Source organism: Bifidobacterium sp. W8110 (assembly GCF_016101375.1).
GTDB lineage: Bacteria > Actinomycetota > Actinomycetes > Actinomycetales > Bifidobacteriaceae > Bombiscardovia > Bombiscardovia asteroides.
Genome location: NZ_JACFQO010000006.1, coordinates 56779 through 77895 on the forward strand (window position 1 = coordinate 56779; position 21117 = coordinate 77895).

The following is a 21117-nucleotide window of genomic DNA, read 5'->3' on the forward strand; positions in this document are numbered from 1 at the left end:
AGTGAAAATCAACCCTTCACTACGGATCGTTCGGCACGTACCTGCCGATGAAAGGATGAACAATGGCAGAAGTCGTATTCGACCACGTCACTCGTATCTACCCGGGCAACGATGAGCCCTCGGTCAGTGACCTCAGTCTGGACATCAGAGACGGTGAATTCCTTGTTCTGGTAGGGCCTTCCGGCTGCGGAAAGTCCACCACCCTGCGCATGCTGGCCGGCCTGGAAGAGGTCAACAAGGGCCGTATCATGATCGGCGACAAGGACGTGACGACCATGCAGCCCAAGGACCGCGACATCGCCATGGTCTTCCAGAACTACGCCCTTTACCCTCACATGACCGTGGCCGACAACATGGGCTTCGCCCTGAAGATCGCCGGCACCCCCAAGGACGAGATTCGCCAGCGGGTGGAGAAGGCCGCCGAGGTGTTGGATCTGACCGAGTACCTGGACCGCAAGCCCAAGGCTCTGTCCGGTGGTCAGCGTCAGCGTGTGGCCATGGGACGCGCTATTGTGCGTCAGCCCAAGGTCTTCCTGATGGATGAGCCTCTGTCCAACCTGGACGCCAAGCTGCGTGTCCAGACCCGTACCCAGATTGCGGCCCTGCAGCGTCAGCTCAACGTCACCACCCTGTATGTGACCCACGATCAGACCGAGGCTCTGACCATGGGCGACAGGATTGCCGTCATCAAGCTGGGCGTCCTGCAGCAGGTGGGCGCGCCCACCGAGCTCTACGATCGGCCTGAGAATGTCTTCGTGGCCGGCTTCATCGGCTCGCCCTCCATGAACATCAACATCCACCCCGTGGTCAACGGCCAGGCCAAGATCGGCGAGGACACCATCAGCCTGCCGCGCGAGGCCGTCGACAAGCTGACTCCCGAGGACCAGGGCAAGATCGTCGTGGGCTTCCGTCCCGAGAATGCCGGTCTGGCCAGCCCCTCCGATCCGGATGCCTTCTCCCTGAAGGTGGCCAACGTTGAGGATCTGGGTTCCGACGGCTACATCTACGGCAACATTCTGACCGACAACAGCGTGGCCGAGCAGGCCATCGTCATGTCCGACCAGAACAAGCTGACCACCATCCGCGTCAACCCGCGCGACCTGCCCAAGGTTGGCGATGTGGTCAAGATTCACATCGATCCTGAAAAGATGCACCTGTTCTCCCCGGCCAGTGAGCTGCGGCTGAACTGAGCGTTTCTGTGACCCTGTGGTTCGGCCACGGTTTCCCGCCGATTCACAGGGCCTGTATCAATCATTGATATCATTTCCTTTCCTTTTTGACCGGGTGACCAGAGGCCCCGCGCGGCGCATCCGTGCGGGGCTCTTCCCGTATAGGATGGGCGGCGATGGGATGGATGAAGCATGACTAGCGTGAACATCAATCGGGCGACGGCCTCCTCTCTGGACCCTCGCGCCATGAAAGCCACCTCGATAAAGACCACGGCCGACCCCTCTTCCGAGCAGGAACCGGCTGCCCTGCACATCACGGCCACAAGCTCCAATCCCAGGATGTTCACCCTGCCTTGGGAGCGGCCGCTGGCCACCTGGCCTCGGGATCTGCTGGCCAACCTGCCCAGAGGCATCTCCCGACACGTGGTTCGCTTCGTCCACGTGGGCGACGATGTCTACGCCATGAAGGAGATTACACAGCGGGTGGCTGAGCGTGAGTACGAGCTCCTGCGCAAGCTGCAAAAACTGGAGCTGCCCACGGTCAACCCCATCGCCGTGGTCACAGGACGGCACACCCGTGAGGGCGAGCCTCTTGAGGCCATGCTGGTCACCCAGCACCTGAAGTTCTCACTGCCCTACCGTGCTCTCTTCGCCCGCAATCTGCGCCCGGATACAGCAGAGCGTCTGATCGATGCCCTGGCGGTCCTTCTGGTAAGGCTCCATCTTGCCGGCTTCTACTGGGGCGATGTCTCCCTGTCCAACGTGCTTTTCCTGCGTGATGCCGATGCTTTCTCGGCCTTCCTGGTCGATGCCGAGACCGGTGATTTGCACCCCAGTCTGACGGATGGCCAGCGCGAGTACGACATTGACCTGGCCAGGACCAACATCATCGGCGAGCTCATGGATCTGGATTCCGGCAACCTGCTGGCTGGCGAGGTGGACGAGGTCGGCGTTGGCAACCGGCTGGTGGACCGCTATCACTCCCTCTGGAGCGCTCTGACGGACGTGGACAGCTTCGATCCTGATGAGATGTGGAAGATTGAGCGCCGCGTCAACAGGCTCAACGATCTGGGCTTCGACGTGGACGAGCTGGAGATGAAGACCGAGGAGGACGGCAACCGGGTGCTGGTGCGCCCAAGGGTGGTCGATGCCGGCTATGCCTCTCGCAAGTTGCTCAGGCTGACCGGTCTGGATGTGCAGGAGAATCAGGCCCGGCGGTTGCTCAACGATTTGGATGCCTACCGGGCATCCACCTGGCGTCAGGGCGAGGACCTGGAGATTGTGGCCACCGACTGGATGCGCGAGGTCTTCGAGCCCACTGTGCGCATGATTCCGCCGGAATACCGCTCGCAGATCGAACCGGCCCAGTTCTTCCATGAGGTGCTGACCCACCGCTGGCTGATGGCCGAGAAGGCCGGCCACGATGTGCCCATGGCCGAGGCCGTGCAGAGCTACATCAGCGAGTCCCTGCCCGAGTACCGGCTGGATTCCGAGGACATGAAGACCATCAACGAAGAGGCCGATGCCGGGGTGGTCGACGATGAGATGAATTGGCAGGGCGGCCATGCCCAGGCCGGTCAAGGTGAGCAGGCCGGCCGCGATCGGACTGACAAGGATGCGAATGGCCATGAAGTGGAAGGCCAAGACGCAGCTGGCAGTGGGGTGACTGGCCGAACCGACGCTGGAGGCCGGAACGGAGCAGGCATCCAGACGGACCGTGACCGGGCTGTCGAGGAGGTGTCGTCGCAGCCGGTCTTTGAGGATGCGGGTGGTGGGCGGGGTTCGTTGAGGTCGGTCTATGCTCCTGGCAGTCTGGATGCGGCTGCCGATCAGGATGATCAGGATGATGCGGTCTGGGCTTCCAGCTGACTGGTTGGTCTGTGCGGCATGCGGTCTGCTGCGGGCTGGATGCCGTATGCGGTCTGGGCGTCCGCCTGGCTTGTCTGTCTTCAGATTGCCGGTGCCTGTCTGGGGTTATTGGGTGTGGCTGGCGGGTCGTCGGCGTGCCGTGGCTATGGCGTAGAGGCTGATGCCGGCCGCGACCGAGGCGTTCAGGGATTCCACCGAGCTGGAGATGGGGATGGAGGCCAGGGCGTCGCAGTTCTCGCGGGTCAGGCGGCTCAGCCCCTTGCCTTCGGAGCCCAGGACCACTACCAGCGGGTCGGTCTCGAAGCCCGTCTCGCCCACGGTGGTGTTGCCTGCGCCGTCCAGGCCGACCGTGTAGTAGCCGCGTTCCTTGAGTCCCTGGATGGCCTTGGTCAGGTTGACCACGCGGGCCACGGGCAGGTGGGCGGCGGCTCCGGCGGAGACCTTCCAGGCCGCGGCTGTGACCGTGGCGCTGCGTCGTTCGGGCAGGATCACCCCCGAGGCGCCGAAGGCCGCTGCGGATCGGATCACGGCCCCGAGGTTCTGCGGGTCGGTGACCCCGTCCAGGGCGATGAACAGGGGGCGGGCGGCGACCCTGGTCGCCTGGTCGGCCCCTTCCAGGGCGGCCGCGTGCTTCTCGGCCCGGTCGGCCAGGCTCTGCAGGGAGGCGTACTGGTAGGGCCGCACCTTGAGGGCCACGCCCTGGTGGCTGCCGGACCGGGCGATGCGGTTCATCTCCAGGCGGTCGGCCTCCAGCAGGTTGAGCCCCTCCTGCCCGGCCAGGCGTACGATCTCCCTGGTCCTGTCGTCGTGTTCCATCCGGGCGGCCAGGTAGAGCTGGCTGGCCGGCACGCCCGCGCGCAGGGCCTCCAGGACCGCGTTGCGGCCGATGACCAGGTCGTCGGAGTCGGAGGTGAACCGGTCGGCCCGGCGGCGGGCCGCCAGCCGTGGGTCGGCCGCCTGCCTGCGCTGGGCCGCCTGCCGGGCCTTGTAGGCCTTGTGGTAGACGCGGTCCTCGGCCCTGGGGGTGGGCCCCCTGCCGCGCAGCTTGTTGCGGTGCTTGCCGCCCGAACCCTTGGTCGGGCCCTTCTTGTCAGCCATGCCTCCAGTGTAAAAGCAGGCAAGAACCAACAAAACATCCTCTCCTTATCCATGCTGATTGACGCTGCGTCTGACAATCAGAGATTTCGAGGTGGGTGCAGCATCCATGTGCTGAGTAATGCATGGCAGCTTCCGCTTTATGGTTCCTTGGTCATCACATATGGCGAAGAGCTATGCTGGGTTCCTATTCCTACACAAACGGTATTTTTGCGACTGGTTTGGTTGATACACACACCTTTGAAATGTGGATTGTGGCCGAACACTCACTTGATATGGTTATGCCACCTCGGCGATGAGTCTTTGGGAAGACAAAATAACCACTCTAAACCTCCTCCCCCCCCCCCCCCCCCCGAAGAGATCCACGGTGTGTGATTCAGAAGGCGGCGAGGAATCAGGGTTACGATTGGTTGATGTTTTGCCGTGCCCGGCAGATGATCAATCAAAGCCCCGATCCGTACAGAAAGTTGTGGACAATGCGGGTTATCCAGATGTGAAATCCCAGGCCGGGCCGATCGGTTATTTGTGTTCGTTGAAAAACGAGTGCATGGTCACCGCATGTATATGACTTTAAGTGAATTTGAAATCAAACAGATGAATCCGATGGTTCAAAATCCTCCTGCTCTGCAGGCCTGTGAAACTGTGGTGTTATACCATGTTCTTACTGCTTATTGTTGCCGGTAAGGTCATTGAAAGTGACACCTGGGTCGGCCCAACCCATCGGAGTCTGATCCACGTTCAGGTCTGTCTTGGCTTTTGGTGAGGTGGTGACATCGTACTCATAGACGACAGTTTGACCTGGAGGTATGGAGGCCAGACTGGTATAAAGGTGTTTACCATTGAATACGGCACGTTTAGGCTGCCAGCCCCCACCCTTATACCGGATGTTTGAGATGGATCCTCCTGCGGGTGGGTAGAAGAGCATTTTCTCCAAAGCAGTGCCCCTTGAGGTAAAGTTGCTCGATTGGCCCAGTACGTAACTGGTCAAACCGCTCATTTCACTCTGGGTGAGGACATTGGTCATCGAGAATTTGACATGATAAGTTCTGCTTCCGTCCGTTGCAGTTGAGGTGTGTGTGATGTCGGTTTTGCGGTGAAGGTACCAGTCCAGTTTGGAAGGATTGTTCTGATTAAGGTAAATTCCAATTTCCGGTTTCTCCTCGTTATCAGGGGCTTCCTTGGCTAATCCTGAGCCTTGGAAGTACGTGGCCTCATCCGCATGGAACGTATACATGTATAGATGTCGTTGCTCTGCCATTGGCTTAAGTAGCTTTGACAGTGCCATAATTTTTTTTGTACTCATCTTCGCGAAGACACCGTTCATGGCTTGTTTCGCAACACCGGCAAATACTGCATCCTGCTCATACACGGGAATTGTTTTATATATGTCATTCATAAAGAATTGTGCAGTATTTTCTCCGGTGAGAATTTGACCGTTGGAAGTCCTGATGTTGCCGCTGATTTTGATTACTTCTTGTATGAATACAGGGTCGATCATGATGACGCCATCAATCTGTCCGGCATATGGAGAGCGTTGCCAGCAAGTATTAACAGCCTTTGCGGTTTGTGAAAAATCAGGATACGCTGTTAAATCTCGAATATCGAAGCCAAAATGCAGAGGCGCTGAAAAAATCCCATCTGGGTCGTCAGTACTTATGACTCCTAGGCGGATAAACTCTGTATTGGGGTGAAAGTCGTTAACTTTAACCATCCCATTATCAGCGTGCATTGAGCCCAAAGAGCCTATAAGGCCTCCACCTGAACGAGATTCCGAAGGTGTTTGAGCTACGATAATATAGGAGCGTGGGCCTTGAATTCCAAGTAACTGCGGGAGAACGTGAACAGCCCGGTTGAGGTTGCTCGTCGTGTCAGCCAAGTAGGAGAATTGCTTTTTTGCCTCGGTGTATACGTTCTGTACTTGTCTGATTCGGGGATAAGGAAGTGATTTAAGCTTTTCAGATTGCGTTTGTATGCTTTTATCAGCCTGTGCGAATCCAGCCCCTGCTGCCGTAAGGGGTCTCAGATTGATTTGTCCATTTCCCTGGTCATATGCAGTATTTACGAGCTGACGAATGGTATCTGATAAAACAGGGAGTGAATCATGTGAGGTGCTATTTACAATCTCGACCATACCCTGAAGGTTCTTTACATCATCGCCGATTCCAGGGATCACAGAGGCTGTGTCCCAAACTCTGCTGTGAGCTAGACGATTGGCAGCCGAAGTTTCGGCCTGTACTTTAGGTATGACTCTAATAGCTGTGTCTGGATCCTGGATTATATTGTCGGCACTCAATCCGGAAATATAGGAAAAGGCGACTTCTTCGTGGTTCTTGATCTGCATGGCGTCACGATAAAATTTGAAGCCGAAGCCTGCTGCTAGTAGTAGAAGCGCCGCGAACACCATGAAAGTGATGAGTAACGTATTGCGCAAGCGGTGAGATTTGTGTTTACGAGCATTCAATTCGTTGCGCATATGCTCAGGTGGTTTGTTATTTGTCCTGGAATGGTTTCCCGAGACGTCTGTTGTAGGCATGTGCACTCCTGCTAGTCGCCACTGTTTGCTGTTTCTCTTCAGGCCTCTAACATCATATAGTTCATAGAATTTGATTTGGTTTGTAGGTATGTAGTTTTTGTGATTTGTGCTTTTATCCACACTCTTCTAAGAGTGCGTGCAGAATCCGGTATTTGGGCTTATGCGTAATTTGGACTGATTAGTAAGAACCAGTGTGACGAAATACGGCCATAATTGTCTTAGCAAGAATTGCCAAATCACCCGTAACGCTCCATTGCTGTATGTAAGAAACATCGAGACGTTCGGCTTCTTCTTGAGAAAGGTCGGAACGACCGGAAACCTGCCAAGGTCCGGTGATCCCTGGCCGTACTAAAAGTCGAGTGGAGTAAAGTGTCCCGTATTCGGCCACTTCATACTCTCGCTGAGGTCTAGGACCGACCAATGACATATCACCTTTCAGGACGTTGAAGAACTGGGGGAATTCATCAATAGAGTACTTCCGTATGAAGTGTCCTACTTTGGTTATCCTTGGATCATTCTCGACTTTGAAAAGAGCACCATATTTTTTTCCGGCTACCTCAGCAAGCTGGGCATCAAATCTGTCTGCGTTAACAAACATGGAACGCAGTTTATAACAACGGAATGGCTTACCGTTGCGACCAATGCGTATTTGTTTGTAGAATGCCGGCCCATGATCCTCAAGTTTGATGGCAATGGCAGCGGGGAGGATTATAAAGGGCGTGAAAACGATGAGAGCGAGGAAGGACCCTATGATGTCCATGGTCCGTTTAACGAAGCGTGTGAGTGATGAATATTGAGGAAGACTGGCAATGAGGATGGGTTGCATGCCTGAATAGTCCAGATCAATGCGGTGACTACTCAAATCCGCGACCGATATGGATACCCCCAGTTCTATGCCTAATGATTCCACGGCTAAGGATAGGGCATGCATGATTTGATTATCGCGGGTAATGACGTCCGTAACAATGACTATTTGTGCACCAAGTCGTTCTGCTGTACGTGGAAAGTGAGAGTTGAAAGCGACAACATGCACATGTGTACAATCTTGCATGCCCTTATTAGGAATCGTTTTTACTTGAGAGTTGGTATCTAAGTCTGGCTGGTGGTATGGAGTAGCTATAACGTCACCGTGTGGTGAATTCGGATCAAGAGCGATCGGGCATACCGCTATAGGTGTATATCCGCTAGCATCGCTGGTTTCAAGGGTGTTGAGCATATTATCTATTCCAGCTTGAGAACCCACTATTATTGCGTCATATTTGCACTTACCCTGCTGACGGTATTGATGTAAAGCGCGGCGCGCCATCCAGCGGGCGAGTACCTCTAAAACACCCGCTATGACGGGCACGATAATCGCAGTAGTTCTTGGCAGATTCATATGGAGCATATATACCAGGCAACTGGTTATTACCATGTCCAATAGAGCGGCGTTAAAAATTTTGGTGTAAAGGCCGTAACCTTCTGACATGACATGTCGGTGGTAGGTTCCGCAAATCAACAGGCTGAATAACCATATCAGGCATTGGATTAGTCCAAAGTAGAAGGCAGGTATATAGTTTTCTATGGTCTTCAAAGATAGTGGCTTAACTAGAAAACTGACCATAAGTGAAACTGACATGACAGCTACGTCTACCGCAATGAGGAAAGCCACGAACCAATATCGCCAATGTGGGGTTCGGCGAAGTTGCTGGATAATGGAATTGGTATTGTCTGTTGAGTCGAACTGCTGGTTGATGAAGCGAAGTGCCTGTGTGGGTGCTGTCTCTAATGGCAAAGAATCGGTAACTACTTCGGGATTGGATATGGGACTACGACCATAGCTATAAGCTACACTACTGTCGGATTCCGCTTGGACCGCATCATTGCCGGGATCTTGAGCAACGCTGTTCAATCGCTACACCTTCCCAAACATAGACAAATGATATACCGGTTGCTGATATATGTACGTCATTAGTTTACAGCAACTTGTGTTTAATTAACCACAAGTTGGAAAATAACTATCTTAGTTCACTAAGCTGCAGTAGAAATCCGTCATTCGTGCGGCGTTCAGTCTTGCATCATAGCCTTTTCTTTAATCTTAGAAAGGTTGCATTCACGATTATATTGGAGCATCCGCATATAGGCTGTTAGTATTTCGTTCCATTTTGCAAGCGCTCCTGTCGAGTTAATGGCAGGAACTTCGTAGTTCTCCCGAGGTCGGCTTCTCTGCTGATGACATCCGCGACGATGAGGATCTGTGCGCCCAGACGTTCAACAAGGCATGCAGCAGCCGTCTCATAAGCCAGCGGGCGCCCCCTCGAAGACGCAGGCGAGCACGGGGCGGCTATGACTGATGTTCGAGACAATTGGAGATCCAGCATGCAGACCACGCGCAGGAGGTGAAAATGACCATCATCAGGGCTGCGTTGAAGATGAGGGTGTTGAGGGCCGTATCCCTCCGACATGACGTATCGATGGTAAGACCCGCAGATGAGCAGGGAGCAAACTATGGCAGCGACGTCAACGCTGAGGAGCAGGGCTATGTACAGGTACTGCCATGTGGGTGTCCGGTTCAGCTGCCGTAGTTAGGGATGGGGTCCTAAGCCATCATCGAACGGAGAATTGGTGAAGGTCAGGGGTTTGCCGGTCTTGTTGTTGGAGTGTTGCCTCTTTGGGGAAGCAGGGGTCGGTCCGCCAAGGATGGATGGTGCACCGGTTTTAGCGAGCTGGGTGCTTCCGCTGGGGCTTTTGACCACAGGGATGGACGAAGAGGAATAGGAAACGTGGCGTACCCGAGAAGTCGCACCTTCCGTCTTCGGCTCGCCCCTTTCGCCCATCTATCCTCCTCAGCTGTCCTAAAAGCGAAACGACGATTACCGCCCCAATGCCGTCTCTACTGATTCAGAGGACATTGGTATAACATCCCTACCCCTGCTTTGCATGTGAAAGTGAGGATTTCCAGCGGCTCGATGTCAGTGGCCGACAGGTACTATTATGTCTTGGGCTTCCCGACGCTCTTATATATAGAGGTGCTATGTCTTGGCGTTAAAGCAATGTCGGTAGATCCGTTCTGATGTGATGCGGGCGTTCTCTGCAAGAACACACTGTAAAGAAGGGGCATGATGGCGGTGATGCCCAAGGAAAATAGTGCTTCGGTAAAGCCGAACTCCAGGGTGTTGAGGACAAGTACAGCAAGCTTATAATCCGATGCCTTGATGGCTGAGTATATCAGTTTTGTGTACATCACGCCTATTGTGATGGTGACGATGATGCCGCCGATAAAGAGAGCATGCAATATGGCGTTGTCGAGGGCATATCGTTGGACGAAGAATAAGTCATTGTTGGGTGGCGTTGGTCCCCAAATCCGCACTCCGCCCTTCCAGTACTGATTCCAGTACCAGAAACGTCCGGAAAACAAATCTCTTATTGGCGGCGGTATTCTGCTCATGAATATGGCAGAACAGATGCTCAGCAGGGCAAAGAGAGGGTATGCCAGGACCATGAGTTGGCGGACCAGCCTGCTTTTCTTCAGCCCGACTTTCACTATCGGGTTGAAGAGCATCAAGGCGGTCAGGATGAGAAGGGCCTTGCTGGCTGTTTTCAAAAAGACAATAACAAGAAGGGCCAAGCAGTAAGCAGCAGTGATTTTTCGGAATTTGATTTTATCAAGATAGTAAATTCCCATCAGAATGGGCAAGAAGTAGGCAAAGACGTAAGTAGGATAGCCGAAGCCGAAGGCAAGCCTGGGAGCAGAGGGCCGTGCCGCACTTGTCCATACACCGTTATCGTGGAATAAACCGAGGGCATATCCAAGCAGCTGGAAAGAAAATAGTACAAGGCAGCTATAGAAGGTTGATTCGATAATCAGACGGGGCTTTTCCTTGTGCAAGACAAATCCTATTAATCCTGCCAAAATAAAATCTGTCCCGATACTCTTTGTTTTATAGAAAAGGAAAGCCACGCAAAGCAGCATGACATAAATTGCTATGTTGACGACACCGATATCCATGATGTCATGGAATGAAATGGCGAATTTCAGAAGCGAGCAGAGAGCGACAATCCCCAAAGAGATTTCTACAAGCATATTTAATGAAGGATCATGAGAGGATTGAAACCCGATTCGATGTGCCCATATTTTCGTATAGGCAAATATCATTGCGGAAACAATCACAAGGACGCTTGCAAGGGTGCCTGCTGAGACAGCCGTCACGGAAGAAACGCCTTTTTTGCTTTCGCCCTTGCCTCGGAATCGTTGGAACAATGTAGTATTCCTGTGTGGGAAGATCGGTTTCATGTCTTTTAGGACGATCAGTCACTGGATCTTGGCTGAGTCGTCGTGCTGCCGGATGATGGCTGGCCTTGGATATCGCATAAACTACACTCTCCTCTTAGCAGTTGTGCTGATAATGATTCAGCGCCCTGGGAGTTGCGTGCCGGATATGTTGTCCTCCAAGAGAGTTTGTAAATGAATGTGTCATCTGCTCTCCATTCGCTTGACCTTATCCTCATTTCTGAGTCGCAGTCCCGGAGGTATGGTTCGAGCATCTCCACCTGCATGTTGTTATTCGGGATTTCTTTGTATTCTGCTTGGGCCCCTGCCAGTTTCTCCCGGGCAAGTTTGGCCAGATAATAGGTGAGGTAATAATCTATGGGGGTGCTGAATCGGAGCCAATATTGTGTAAGACAAGCAGAAATGAAAGAATATGTGGCTGAGTGTGGATGAGAGGCAATGAAATAAACCTGCCAATCCTTGGCATCGGCTACGCGGTTGGCTAGAGGATAATCATCACGGATTCCTTTGACATTAAATATCGGAAGATTGAATACGAGTTCAGGAATGGGTTTATCGGCAAAAATAGTCGCATCCACCCAGAGACCACCGTGTTGGGCTAGGAGGGTCGTCCTGACGTAATCACTCATGAGCTGTGGGGAAATCAGATCAAGATCGAACTTGTGACGGATTTCTTCTGGAAACGTGCAATATTGCGTATAATTTTGCCTATTCAGGATGATTAATGGATGGTCGGGGGCTTGGCGTCTTATGCTATCCCAGCAGTCCTGGACCGTGGGCGGTGCATTTTTTTCTCCTTGCCACCAGCAGGTCCAAATTGGAGCATTCGGCTGGGCGGTTTTGGATGCGGGTTTAACGGCCTGATATCGCTTCAGGGTAGTACTGAATTGCTTGTCTAGCCAAGCCATGATATAGGCTGTTTTTTTCCTGAGCAAGCGGGATGAGATGGTTTTTCCCGTCATACCGGATAGACGGATATCGATGTATATGCGGACTTCAAGAATCGCATACCCTGGGGAGAAGGTCTTGGCGTGAGACACAAACAGTTTAATTAGTCGAGGCATCATTCCTCCTCCCTCCTGATTGACTATCTGGTGCCATCTTACTCAGTAGCTGGCCCAAGGCATCTGGGTACTGCATGACCACGAGTGAGGGATAATGCGTCCAATAGGGAATTGTTGGAAGCTGACCAGAAGATCGCTGATTTTAGTGATACGTCACACCGGCAACCGGTGAATCGAGACTGTTCGGAGACGGTTCTTGGCTGTTGTCCCAGCCACTCCGGTGTTCTGTTGTTTGGGCTCTCATTCACCGTGATACAGCTTTTCCAGTTCCCGGACTATTTGACCTCTGTCATATCCAATTCGATAAATCAGTTCCGTTCCGTCCAGGCGGTTCTTCTGTATGCGGGTAAGCGTGTTAATTGTGGTTGCCCATGTCTGAGGATCCAGTGGGAGATATTTGAAATTGGTGAAGGGAATCGTATCTTCATTCCTGAAGCTGTCAGGAATGAGGCACGGCAGGCCTGTTGCCGTGGCCTCGACCACGCTGTTGGTGGGGAATCCTTCAAATTTGCTGGGTATCGTGAATATGTCTAGAGCGTTGAGATAGATTTCCGGATGGCTCGTGCTCTTGCGAATGATGGCAGAATCCTGTAACCCCAGGCTGTTCAGGTTTTCCAACGTCTTCTCGCGGAGTTCGCCGTCCCCGATGAGCAGTAGACAGGCATCCCGGCCTTGGCGCTTGAGCTCTTGCAGTACTGCTACTTGGAAAAGCGGATTCTTCGCTTCGCTTAGACGCCCGTGGGAGCCAAATAGGATCGTACCGTCATTTACGCCGAGCTGCTTGCGTGCTGCACTTCTAATTTCACTGTCATAACGGAATGTGGCCGAGTCGACTCCGTTGTGGATGACTTTGAATGGTTTGTTTCTGAAGAGGAATGCACCAGCGGGTTCGGAACAGGCGAGGTTCGTGGTTGCGTCGTCGGAAAACAAGCGGTAACCCAAATCGTGTGCGGCTCTTTTCGCGATGGTGTGCCCTGAGCTGAGAGAGGTGTTGTGCGAATGTACAATGCGGACCGGTACGCCGGCCTTCCTCGCGATGTGGGCATAGGCAAAGCCCATGCCATTCATGGTGTTGATATGCACAATGTCATAGTGATTCCGGTCCAGTAGTTTGGCCCAATCCTGGCAGCTTCGGCGCAGTCTGGTCACGAGATCCGGCTTTTCCCCTTCAAAGACGACATAACGATGACCGCCATGCTCTCGGATCTGACGATCGAATTGCCTACTCCAGTCATGCGTGCAGAAAATATCAAATCCGTATTGTTCCGGGTCCAAGGCGGTGACTGTGTTCATGATGAATCGTTCGATGCCACCGACACCCCAACCTTCAGAATAATATAGGATTTTCTTTCGCTTGGATCCCCTGTCTTCATGCCCTGTAAGACTCATGATTTATCCCCGGATTTCCTAGAAACTCGATGCATACTTTTTGCCGGTGAATTTTGCCCGTAGAAAGCTGCTTCCCTTTTTGACCCAATTAACAGGCTCAGAGTTTATTATCGGTAGTTCAGTAAACCCATAGCCATTTGTGTAAAGCCAGACGTCAAGCAGCATTTCGCTGATTCTGCCGGGGTACCGGAGATTGAATGCGTCATATCCAGTGTCATCGATGTGATTTTCCAGTTCGGCCAGGATGGGGAACAGCCAGGAGCAGTAATCATCGAGTTTCTTCTTTTCCATAATGAAGATGTTGAACATATGTGCCGTAGTCGAAGCCATCACGTGGTCGAAGGCAGGAAGGTAGCCATGCCATGTCGAATCGATGATCTCCCTTGTTTTATCGAGTTGTATGGCAGGAAAAGTATGAGCATAGTGCGAGTATATGGTTTCAATGAAGTAATTCCGCTTTCGAGGGAGGATGATGTCGACCGACTGGAATAATTCCCTCAACTCGTCTTCCTGCACGACTCGAGATTGCCAGTGATTGGTGGGCATCCTGCCGGCAAGGCTCTTGCTGCCAAGGTATCTACGGTAATGAACCAGTCCTTGATATTGTGAGCCGCAGTTCTTCCAGAGCCAGTATAATCCGGTTAGTTCCGAGTATTCGCCGTTCTTTTCGGAGATGTTGGCGCCAGTATTGTCCTGCGCCCAATCTTCCAAAATATCAGGGTGAAGGGCGGCACCCAGGTGAAGCGGGAGGTAGGGGCTTTTGTTGGGTGCGGGATAGGATTTGTGTGAAACAACCGCCACCGTGATGTCGTTTGCAGGCGATGTATCCCTCCCCGGATGCCTGTTCATGAATCCTCTTTCCTTTACCGGCGGCGAGCGCACTCATGGTCTAAGGATAGAATTATATACTTCCAGATACTATGCCACGGGATTCGGTTCAGAATGAAGGTCTCTGCAATCACAGCAAAAATTCGGTTTACCGGGTGGATTCTGGCTGCGGCATATCTCATGACGCTGTGCAGCTGGGTCGCCGCTTTCAACGGTAGGGATATATACTGACCATCGCGCATTGCTGACGTCCCATGGATTTGTGAGGCAAGAAGAACTATGGATACTCCCGCGGTCTCGATTATCGTGCCGGTCTATAACGTAGTCGGATATTTGGATGCCTGTGTCAGGAGTCTGATGAATCAGACTTACCAGGACATCGAGATTCTGATGGTCGATGATGGATCGACTGACGGCTCGGGTGAGTTATGTGATGACTATGCCGGGACATTCGACAAAATCTCCGTCATCCATGAAGAAAACAGCGGTCCCGGGTATGCAAGGAATGCCGGTATCGTCGCGGCCAAGGGACGTTACCTGCTTTTTGTCGACAGCGACGATGTCCTACTGCCGAAAGCAGTGGAGCGGCTGGTCGCAATAGCGGACACCGGTAAAACGGATTTGGTCTGCTACGATTTCATTGTCCGAAAGGGGAAGGGCGAATCAAGTAGGACAGTTGTGATCCCTGCTGCTTTCCCTACGGTCAAGGAAACAAGCGGCATCCAGTGTCTGCGTTACATATATGAGGGGAGACTAGGCAATTACTCGATGCTGTTCCTCTATAATAGAGAATTCCTTCTCCAAGCAGGGGTTAAGTATCCTGTAAATATTAATGTTCTCGAAGACGCAGTATTCTTGAATGAGCTCCTTCCGAAAGCAAATGTAGTTCGATATTGCCAGGCCAAGTTGTATGTATATAACATAAGGCAGAATGATTCTCTTGGGCAGGGTAAAAACCTGGAAAAGGCAAAGGGCGGATATCGGGCGATCTGCCGGATCTCCGAGAATGCCAAGCGGCTGGGTTTGTACCAGGAATTTAGATTGCATGGAATTGATTTGCTGCTGTTCGTCTACAACCTTGCCGGAGACGGGACAGATGACGAAACGGAGAAACTGTTGGCGCATATCCGTACCAGCTTGTTTTCACTTTCACACGGGCAGATGAAAATAAAACCGACTTTGAAACGAAAGATTCAGCTGCTACTGATCAGATACCGTCTTTACGACCTCTTGGTACATCATCTTTGGCGTTTTGGATAAGCTATGCATGTGGCTGGCGACGGGAGCACGGATATCGGAGCGTGTGCACAATGATGAGGCAAGAGGCGGCACGGTTGAGAATTGAACGAGCTGGCGAGTCTGGCGCTTTTCACACGGTAGGACGGCCGGTGATTACGATTGTCGTACCCGTATACCAGGTAAGCAGTTACCTAGACCGTTGTGTACAGAGTCTTGTAACGCAAACATACAGGGAGTTGAGCATCATTCTGGTAGATGATGGTTCAACTGACGGTTCCGGCGAATTATGCGATCAGTGGGGTGACACAGACACCCGTATACAGGTAATTCATCAGGTGAATAAGGGGTTATCGGCTGCACGTAACCGTGGACTGGCTTCTTGCGAGACCGATTATGTAGCATTTGTTGATAGTGATGACTATGTTGAACCGACGTTTATAGAGTGTCTTTATCGTGCCCTTGCGCATGGTGAAGCCGATATGTCGATGTGCGCTTTCTTGGAGGAAGACGATGAAGGTCACGCGCTGTCGGAGGGGCCGATTTTCCCCCGCAGCGGGGTCGTCACAGGAACCCAATTGATGATTGACGCAGCGAGGCCAGATCACTGGGGCGACATCGTTGCCTGGAACAAACTGTATAGGAGGGAAAAATGGGACGGCATCGCCTACCCGGAAGGAAGGCTCCATGAAGATGAGTTTGTGTTTCATGCGATAGCTTCTGAATGTAAAAAAGTCGCTGTATCTAATGATATTCTCTATCACTATGTCCAAAGAGCGGGCAGCATCATGAAGCAGAAGACTCTTCGAAGCACTGCAGATGCTGCCGTGGCGCTATCTGAACGTCTTGATTTCTATCATTCTGAACACATTGATGCAGCGATTGCCGGCACCTTTGACTCGTTGATAAGTCAATTCATTGCCATCTGCTTGCTGGAGAAAGAAAACAAAGATCTTGAGCAGCCCCAGGCCGAGGTTATTCGGATGGTTTCAAACCAAGCGAAAGCGGTGATGGCGAGGATCGGCACCTGCGGCATGGGGTGGAGGCAGAAGCTGAAAAGAGCTTTCTGCCTTGTTTTCTCCCCTCGCAGATATGCAAGGATGGTTGCCGTTCTTCGCTACCGTAAAAGCTGTGACGGAAGATGATTGATTATTGCGATACTTGGCGTGATAGCCTTTTGAATTCCTGAGACAGATATCTGATACAGGATTTCCGCCATCTCATCCTGTCGGCAAACCCTGGTGCTGGAATGTCGGTGTATAGAGTCCCCTTCCTGGGTTGTTGCGCATCGTTATAATCCAATAATTGTGAGAACCAGTCACTTGGCAAGGCTTCATAATGCTCAGGATCAATGCACAGGCACATGAGCAATACGACTTGGTCGGCATCTATGTAGCCGCAGTTCAGAATATGCAGATATTGCTGGGTCGCATCCTGCTTCAACTGAGAAGCGAAGGAGGTTTTGCACGTAAAACAATCTCCCTGAATATAGGTGTCGGAGGTCTGCAGAAGTTGGGAAATCGGCCTGTCATCAAGCTCACTGAGACTGAAGAGGGAAACCGGCTTCTTAAAACCTGAGTATGACCATGTGGACTCGAAGAATGATTCGTCCTGGTAGAATGTGCCGCCATGGTCGAATCCGAAATCAATCCATGCGAGCCGCTCTGTACTCGCCAAAGTGGCGGCTCGTTCAGGGCAGGAGAACTTGCAGTACGTGATGTAGTCGTATAAAGCATTATTGAATTCGGCCTTCTCCTGGCAGAAAGCATAAGGCAAATAGGCCTTCCCTGTTCGTTCCATCAAATCCAACATGTCGGGGTCGAACTCTCGCGGATCTTCGATTGCTATCACTATTGTGCTGGATGGGGAAAGGGTTTGGCGAAGAGAGCAGATGCGTTCGGCCAACATCGGAGTGGTGAATACAATCAGTCATTTTGGAGCTTTGCCCATCAGGAGAAGTAATACATGTATTGGTCATTGGTTCGTGCGCTTTGGCCCCATAGACCCCTGCCTACCGGAAATAAGCGGTTACCAGAGTGATTCCGTCTTTCATGCCTCTTCCTTCATGCTTGTCGCCCGTAGTATGGATCTACAGCAGTTTTGCCGTGTAGTGTTTGATGATATCCGCCATCCTTGAGCGTTCCTGTTTCCCCAGAAGGACGAAAAAATCAATGCCTGCGGTAATGGACGCATAAAGGAAGCAGGCGGCAAGATATGTTGCCCACCCCATCTCGTGTTTTCCCAATATGATCTGAAGGCCCGAACAACAGCAGCACGCTATGATGCTGGCGACGGTGTACTGCAGATATATGGGATAGAAGGCGGTCCATTTTATCCCAAGCAGCTTCGATGCATATATAGGGACAAACAGGAGGTTCATCAAGAACCCGGTTGCTTGCGGGACAGCGGCGATTGCGTAGACGCCTAAAGAGGTCCAAGCGGCCAATGCGATCGAGCCCAGGGAGGAAACAACACCGCATAGCAGCCAGCAAAGGGAATAAGCGCGTAAATGATTGGTGATGAGGGGTATGTTCTGCAGCGTTGCGGCGACACCAGAAAGAGAAAAGCCGCTCAGGGTCAGCACCATCAGTATGTATATGGTTTTATCGTCTTGATTGGGTTGCCATAACTGGATCAGCCTGTAACCGCTTGTGACCAGCACCACGCCGATTATGTTGGTGAAGAGCCCACTGACTCTCATCCCTACCTTTATCTCTGATATCATCGCATTCTTGTTCTTTTGGGCGAAGAACCGGGTTAGTTCCGGGTAGGTCAAGCTGGCTATCGTACTGATGATGCCTGAAAGAGCATTTGGGATAACTTGGGCGATAGACAGTAGACCCATTGAATGGGCGCTGACCATCAAGTTTGCGATGAGTAAGCTAAGGCCGTCCGACAGTATCTGCTGCAGCTTGATGACGCTGTTCCATATCCCGGAGCTGAGCATGTGTCTGGTCGCTTCGGCAGATACTTCCTTGGTTCGGAATCGTAAATCAGGGGTGAGTAGTTTGGTGTATCGATAATTCAGCCAAGATAGCACCACTGTGCCTAGACAGGTAGCCACTCCGACATAGAAGACCCTGGCCGGGAGCAGTGAGTACAACAGGAACAAGGTCATGACTCTCATGAGAGAATAAGCAATATTGGCTAAACTTGAAAGATAAAGTTGATTCTTCACAAATGTAGCTACGTTCAATACAGTTGTCATCGTTGTTATTATGAAATTCAAGAATATGAATCCGAACAGCAGCTTGACGTCTTTCACTAGTGCAGGGGAAATGTTCACCAGCACTTCCAGTTTCCATATGAGAGGGATTGCAACTGCACTTAGTATTGCCGAGAGTATGAAGTTGGCCGCTAATGTTGAGGAAAAGTACTTGTCGGCTTCCTCCCTCTGCCCCTGGTGGTAGGCGACGGTAATGAACCGTCCCGCAACGGAATTCAGAGCTATGGTCAAGAAAGAAGCATAGTTGATCATATTGTTGGCGAGACCTATAAAACCATAGGCTTCAGTGCCTACATGTGAAACTATATAACTGGAGAGTATAAATCCAATCCCGATGTTAACGGCGAAGTTGATGAGACTGGAAATCAGATTAATTAAAAGCTGTTTATCCTTCATTGGAGGCCGCAATCATAATCAGGACAAGGGGAGCGAAATTCGCCATTTCATGGCTTTGACGAAGGTGTGATAAAAGTTCTCAGGTGTATATCTTCTATATACGAGCCGGCCTGCCTTACTCATAGAAAGTAGCATTTTAGTGTGTCGCTTAAGGTTAGCGATGGCGTGCGCAAGGGACTTTGGCAAGTCGCCGTCTTTCTCCACCGTGATTGCACATTCAGGTTGCGTATATTCCTGCATGCCCCCGGATTTCGTGACGATGAGCGGCAAGCCCGCCGCCATCGCTTCAACACAAGACAGTGGAGCCGCATCTTCCCAAAGCGATGGAACCACCTGTACGTCAGCGGCATACTGATAATCTACGACCTTATCGTGGGGGACATAACCCAGGTACTTTGCGCGCCTTCCCAGGTGTTCGACTGCCGACTGAACCTGATGAGAATATTCAGTGTCGGACGAAGGACCGAAATCGGGACTGCCGATGATCAGCAGTTTGATGCTCCTGTCGTCGGTCAAGGAAACTGCACGGGTCAATTCCAGAAGGCCCTTGACCGGTATGATTCGTCCGCTGCAGAGAACGACGAAATCCGTTGGTGCGAAACCCAGTTTCGCCCTTATGGCAGAGCCGGCATCGCGTGCTTCGCAACTGTCAAGCGTCTTGGCCTCAATTCCGTTCAGGACCACACGGACATCCTGGTCGTGACGGGTCGAGTAGTGCTTCCAAGCCTGAGCCGCGTAATTGCTGACAGCTATAATGCGCTTGTATTGTGAACCTTCGATGATATGGTCGGCACAAAAATGGACATGCAGGTACAAGCGGTCCTTGTAAAGGAATCGTAATGCTGGATATCCCCAGGGGGTCCCGCCTTCGAATACCACTGCATCGAAAGCTATGTCTTTGATCATCCGCAAGGCGCGCATATGGAATAGATCACTGATCTGATACTTCTGTGGGAGTGTATTGGTCAGCTTCCCCAACACTTCGGCACGATGGAACATTTTGGAGAGGGTGCGGCTGGGTGTCGGCACGAAGATGAAGTGCGTGTTGCGGAAGGAGGCGGCAAGACGTTTTGACTCATCGTCGAAACTGGTGACGACGTACAGGTCAAGTTCTCGGAAGACCTCATTCTGTTTGATGAGGGTGGTCACGAGAGTTTCTACGGCCCCTCCCTGGGTGGCCGGTACTGGCAGCAATCCGGGAAGGATCAAGCAGACTCTGTACATAAGAGTAAATCCTATACCTTTGTCGTGATGGAGAGAATTGCTTGCGTCGCCTTTCGCAGCGAACCTTCGGAGTGCCGCCGGATACGCGCATCATACGGCTTTGACCGTGTTACCTGATAAACCTTGAGAAAGCAGGTTTAAGCGCCGTCCGACCTTCTCCAGCTGCGTGTAAGCCACTTCAAAGAGCTTTCCCGGTTGTTTATCGAGTCGGACCCTCCAAATTGCGCGCCTGGGAATGTCAATGCAAATGCAGGCCAGGAATATCAAAAGGGCGATGCCGACAGACAAGAGAACAGCCCAACCGCTGTCATAGAACTTAGCAATATTAAAAACAGATGCCAGCAGTGTTCTTGTCGTGGGATAATCATGTATGAGATATACCGCGAGGGTGCTTCCTGCTATATAGTTGATTGCCGCACTGACAAAATGCTGATGTGAGGCGATAATCAATGCTCCGAATCCGATTATGATTGTCGGCAGTTTGCAGTCGCCGCCCAGATATCCGATCCGTGATTGGTAGAATGACGCGCCTGTCTTGTAGTAGAGGAAATCACAAGCTATTGAAGCTGCTCCGAATATGAGTGTCCCTAATGCGATGAGAAGCCATCCAACGGCGCTGGAGAACTCTGTCATGTGCCATCGATAGTAGGCAATCAATATTATAGAGATAAACCGGATGAGGATCGAGATCTGGGGCGTCAAATCCCTTCCCGCCGATGCCCTGGCTCCTGCGGAGGGCCCCGGCCGGCTGCTCTTCCCCTTCGGCACCGAGAACATCGTCGGACGGCTGGGGCTGGGCGGCGACGTCTGGCTCGGCA

Annotated in this window: 14 protein-coding genes and 1 pseudogene; 4 read left to right on the forward strand and 11 right to left on the reverse strand. The window is 52.0% G+C overall.

The window, feature by feature from the left end; genetic code table 11:
• Positions 1-62 precede the first annotated feature (62 nt).
• Both H3T88_RS08400 and H3T88_RS08405 read left to right on the forward strand, forming a co-directional pair.
• Positions 63-1190, forward strand: coding sequence for an ABC transporter ATP-binding protein (locus tag H3T88_RS08400; RefSeq protein WP_015022674.1), 1128 nt, complete (start codon positions 63-65; stop codon positions 1188-1190).
• 171 nt (positions 1191-1361) lie between these two features.
• Positions 1362-2723 (forward strand): annotated as a pseudogene (locus tag H3T88_RS08405) (DUF4032 domain-containing protein); the annotation flags it as partial.
• A 420-nt stretch (positions 2724-3143) separates the two neighbouring features.
• Here the strand turns inward: H3T88_RS08405 and rlmB are convergent.
• The 7 genes from rlmB to H3T88_RS08440 all read right to left on the reverse strand — a co-directional run bounded on the left by rlmB (position 3144) and on the right by H3T88_RS08440 (position 14238).
• A complete protein-coding gene (gene rlmB / locus H3T88_RS08410) occupies positions 3144-4136 on the reverse strand; it encodes a 23S rRNA (guanosine(2251)-2'-O)-methyltransferase RlmB (RefSeq protein WP_198204274.1) in 993 nt (330 codons plus the stop codon).
• A 658-nt stretch (positions 4137-4794) separates the two neighbouring features.
• Positions 4795-6666 (reverse strand): DUF4012 domain-containing protein, encoded by a 1872-nt coding sequence (locus H3T88_RS08415; protein WP_198204275.1) that lies wholly within the window; start codon positions 6664-6666, stop codon positions 4795-4797.
• 178 nt (positions 6667-6844) lie between these two features.
• Positions 6845-8557, reverse strand: coding sequence for a sugar transferase (locus tag H3T88_RS08420; RefSeq protein WP_198204276.1), 1713 nt, complete (start codon positions 8555-8557; stop codon positions 6845-6847).
• A 1080-nt stretch (positions 8558-9637) separates the two neighbouring features.
• A complete protein-coding gene (locus tag H3T88_RS08425) occupies positions 9638-10906 on the reverse strand; it encodes a hypothetical protein (RefSeq protein WP_198204277.1) in 1269 nt (422 codons plus the stop codon).
• Between the two features lie 47 nt (positions 10907-10953).
• Positions 10954-12003, reverse strand: coding sequence for a capsular polysaccharide synthesis protein (locus H3T88_RS08430; RefSeq protein WP_052108381.1), 1050 nt, complete (start codon positions 12001-12003; stop codon positions 10954-10956).
• A gap of 237 nt (positions 12004-12240) precedes the next feature.
• Entirely contained in the window at positions 12241-13389 is a 1149-nt protein-coding gene (locus H3T88_RS08435; RefSeq protein ID WP_198204278.1) for a glycosyltransferase, read from the reverse strand.
• Positions 13390-13407: 18 nt separating this feature from the next.
• Positions 13408-14238 carry a DUF4422 domain-containing protein gene (locus H3T88_RS08440; protein WP_015022664.1) on the reverse strand — a complete coding sequence of 277 codons (831 nt, stop codon included), beginning with the start codon at positions 14236-14238 and terminating at the stop codon, positions 13408-13410.
• A 258-nt stretch (positions 14239-14496) separates the two neighbouring features.
• Between H3T88_RS08440 and H3T88_RS08445 the strand changes: the two genes are divergently transcribed.
• The gene (locus H3T88_RS08445) at positions 14497-15477 is read left to right on the forward strand and encodes a glycosyltransferase family 2 protein (protein ID WP_015022663.1); all 981 of its coding nucleotides are present in this window, start codon (positions 14497-14499) and stop codon (positions 15475-15477) included.
• A gap of 53 nt (positions 15478-15530) precedes the next feature.
• Complete coding sequence (locus tag H3T88_RS08450) at positions 15531-16598, forward strand: glycosyltransferase family 2 protein (RefSeq protein ID WP_232347275.1); 1068 nt, start codon at positions 15531-15533, stop codon at positions 16596-16598.
• 4 nt (positions 16599-16602) lie between these two features.
• On the opposite strand, the gene H3T88_RS08455 is transcribed toward H3T88_RS08450, so the two are convergent.
• The 4 genes from H3T88_RS08455 to H3T88_RS08470 all read right to left on the reverse strand — a co-directional run bounded on the left by H3T88_RS08455 (position 16603) and on the right by H3T88_RS08470 (position 20932).
• The gene (locus H3T88_RS08455; protein ID WP_198204280.1) at positions 16603-17361 is read right to left on the reverse strand and encodes a WlaTC/HtrL family glycosyltransferase; all 759 of its coding nucleotides are present in this window, start codon (positions 17359-17361) and stop codon (positions 16603-16605) included.
• Between the two features lie 181 nt (positions 17362-17542).
• Positions 17543-19075: a lipopolysaccharide biosynthesis protein gene (locus H3T88_RS08460; RefSeq protein WP_198204281.1), complete on the reverse strand. Its 1533-nt coding sequence runs from the start codon at positions 19073-19075 to the stop codon at positions 17543-17545.
• 18 nt (positions 19076-19093) lie between these two features.
• Entirely contained in the window at positions 19094-20224 is a 1131-nt protein-coding gene (locus H3T88_RS08465) for a glycosyltransferase family 4 protein (RefSeq protein WP_198204282.1), read from the reverse strand.
• A 165-nt stretch (positions 20225-20389) separates the two neighbouring features.
• Positions 20390-20932 (reverse strand): hypothetical protein, encoded by a 543-nt coding sequence (locus tag H3T88_RS08470; protein ID WP_198204283.1) that lies wholly within the window; start codon positions 20930-20932, stop codon positions 20390-20392.
• Positions 20933-21117 lie beyond the last annotated feature (185 nt).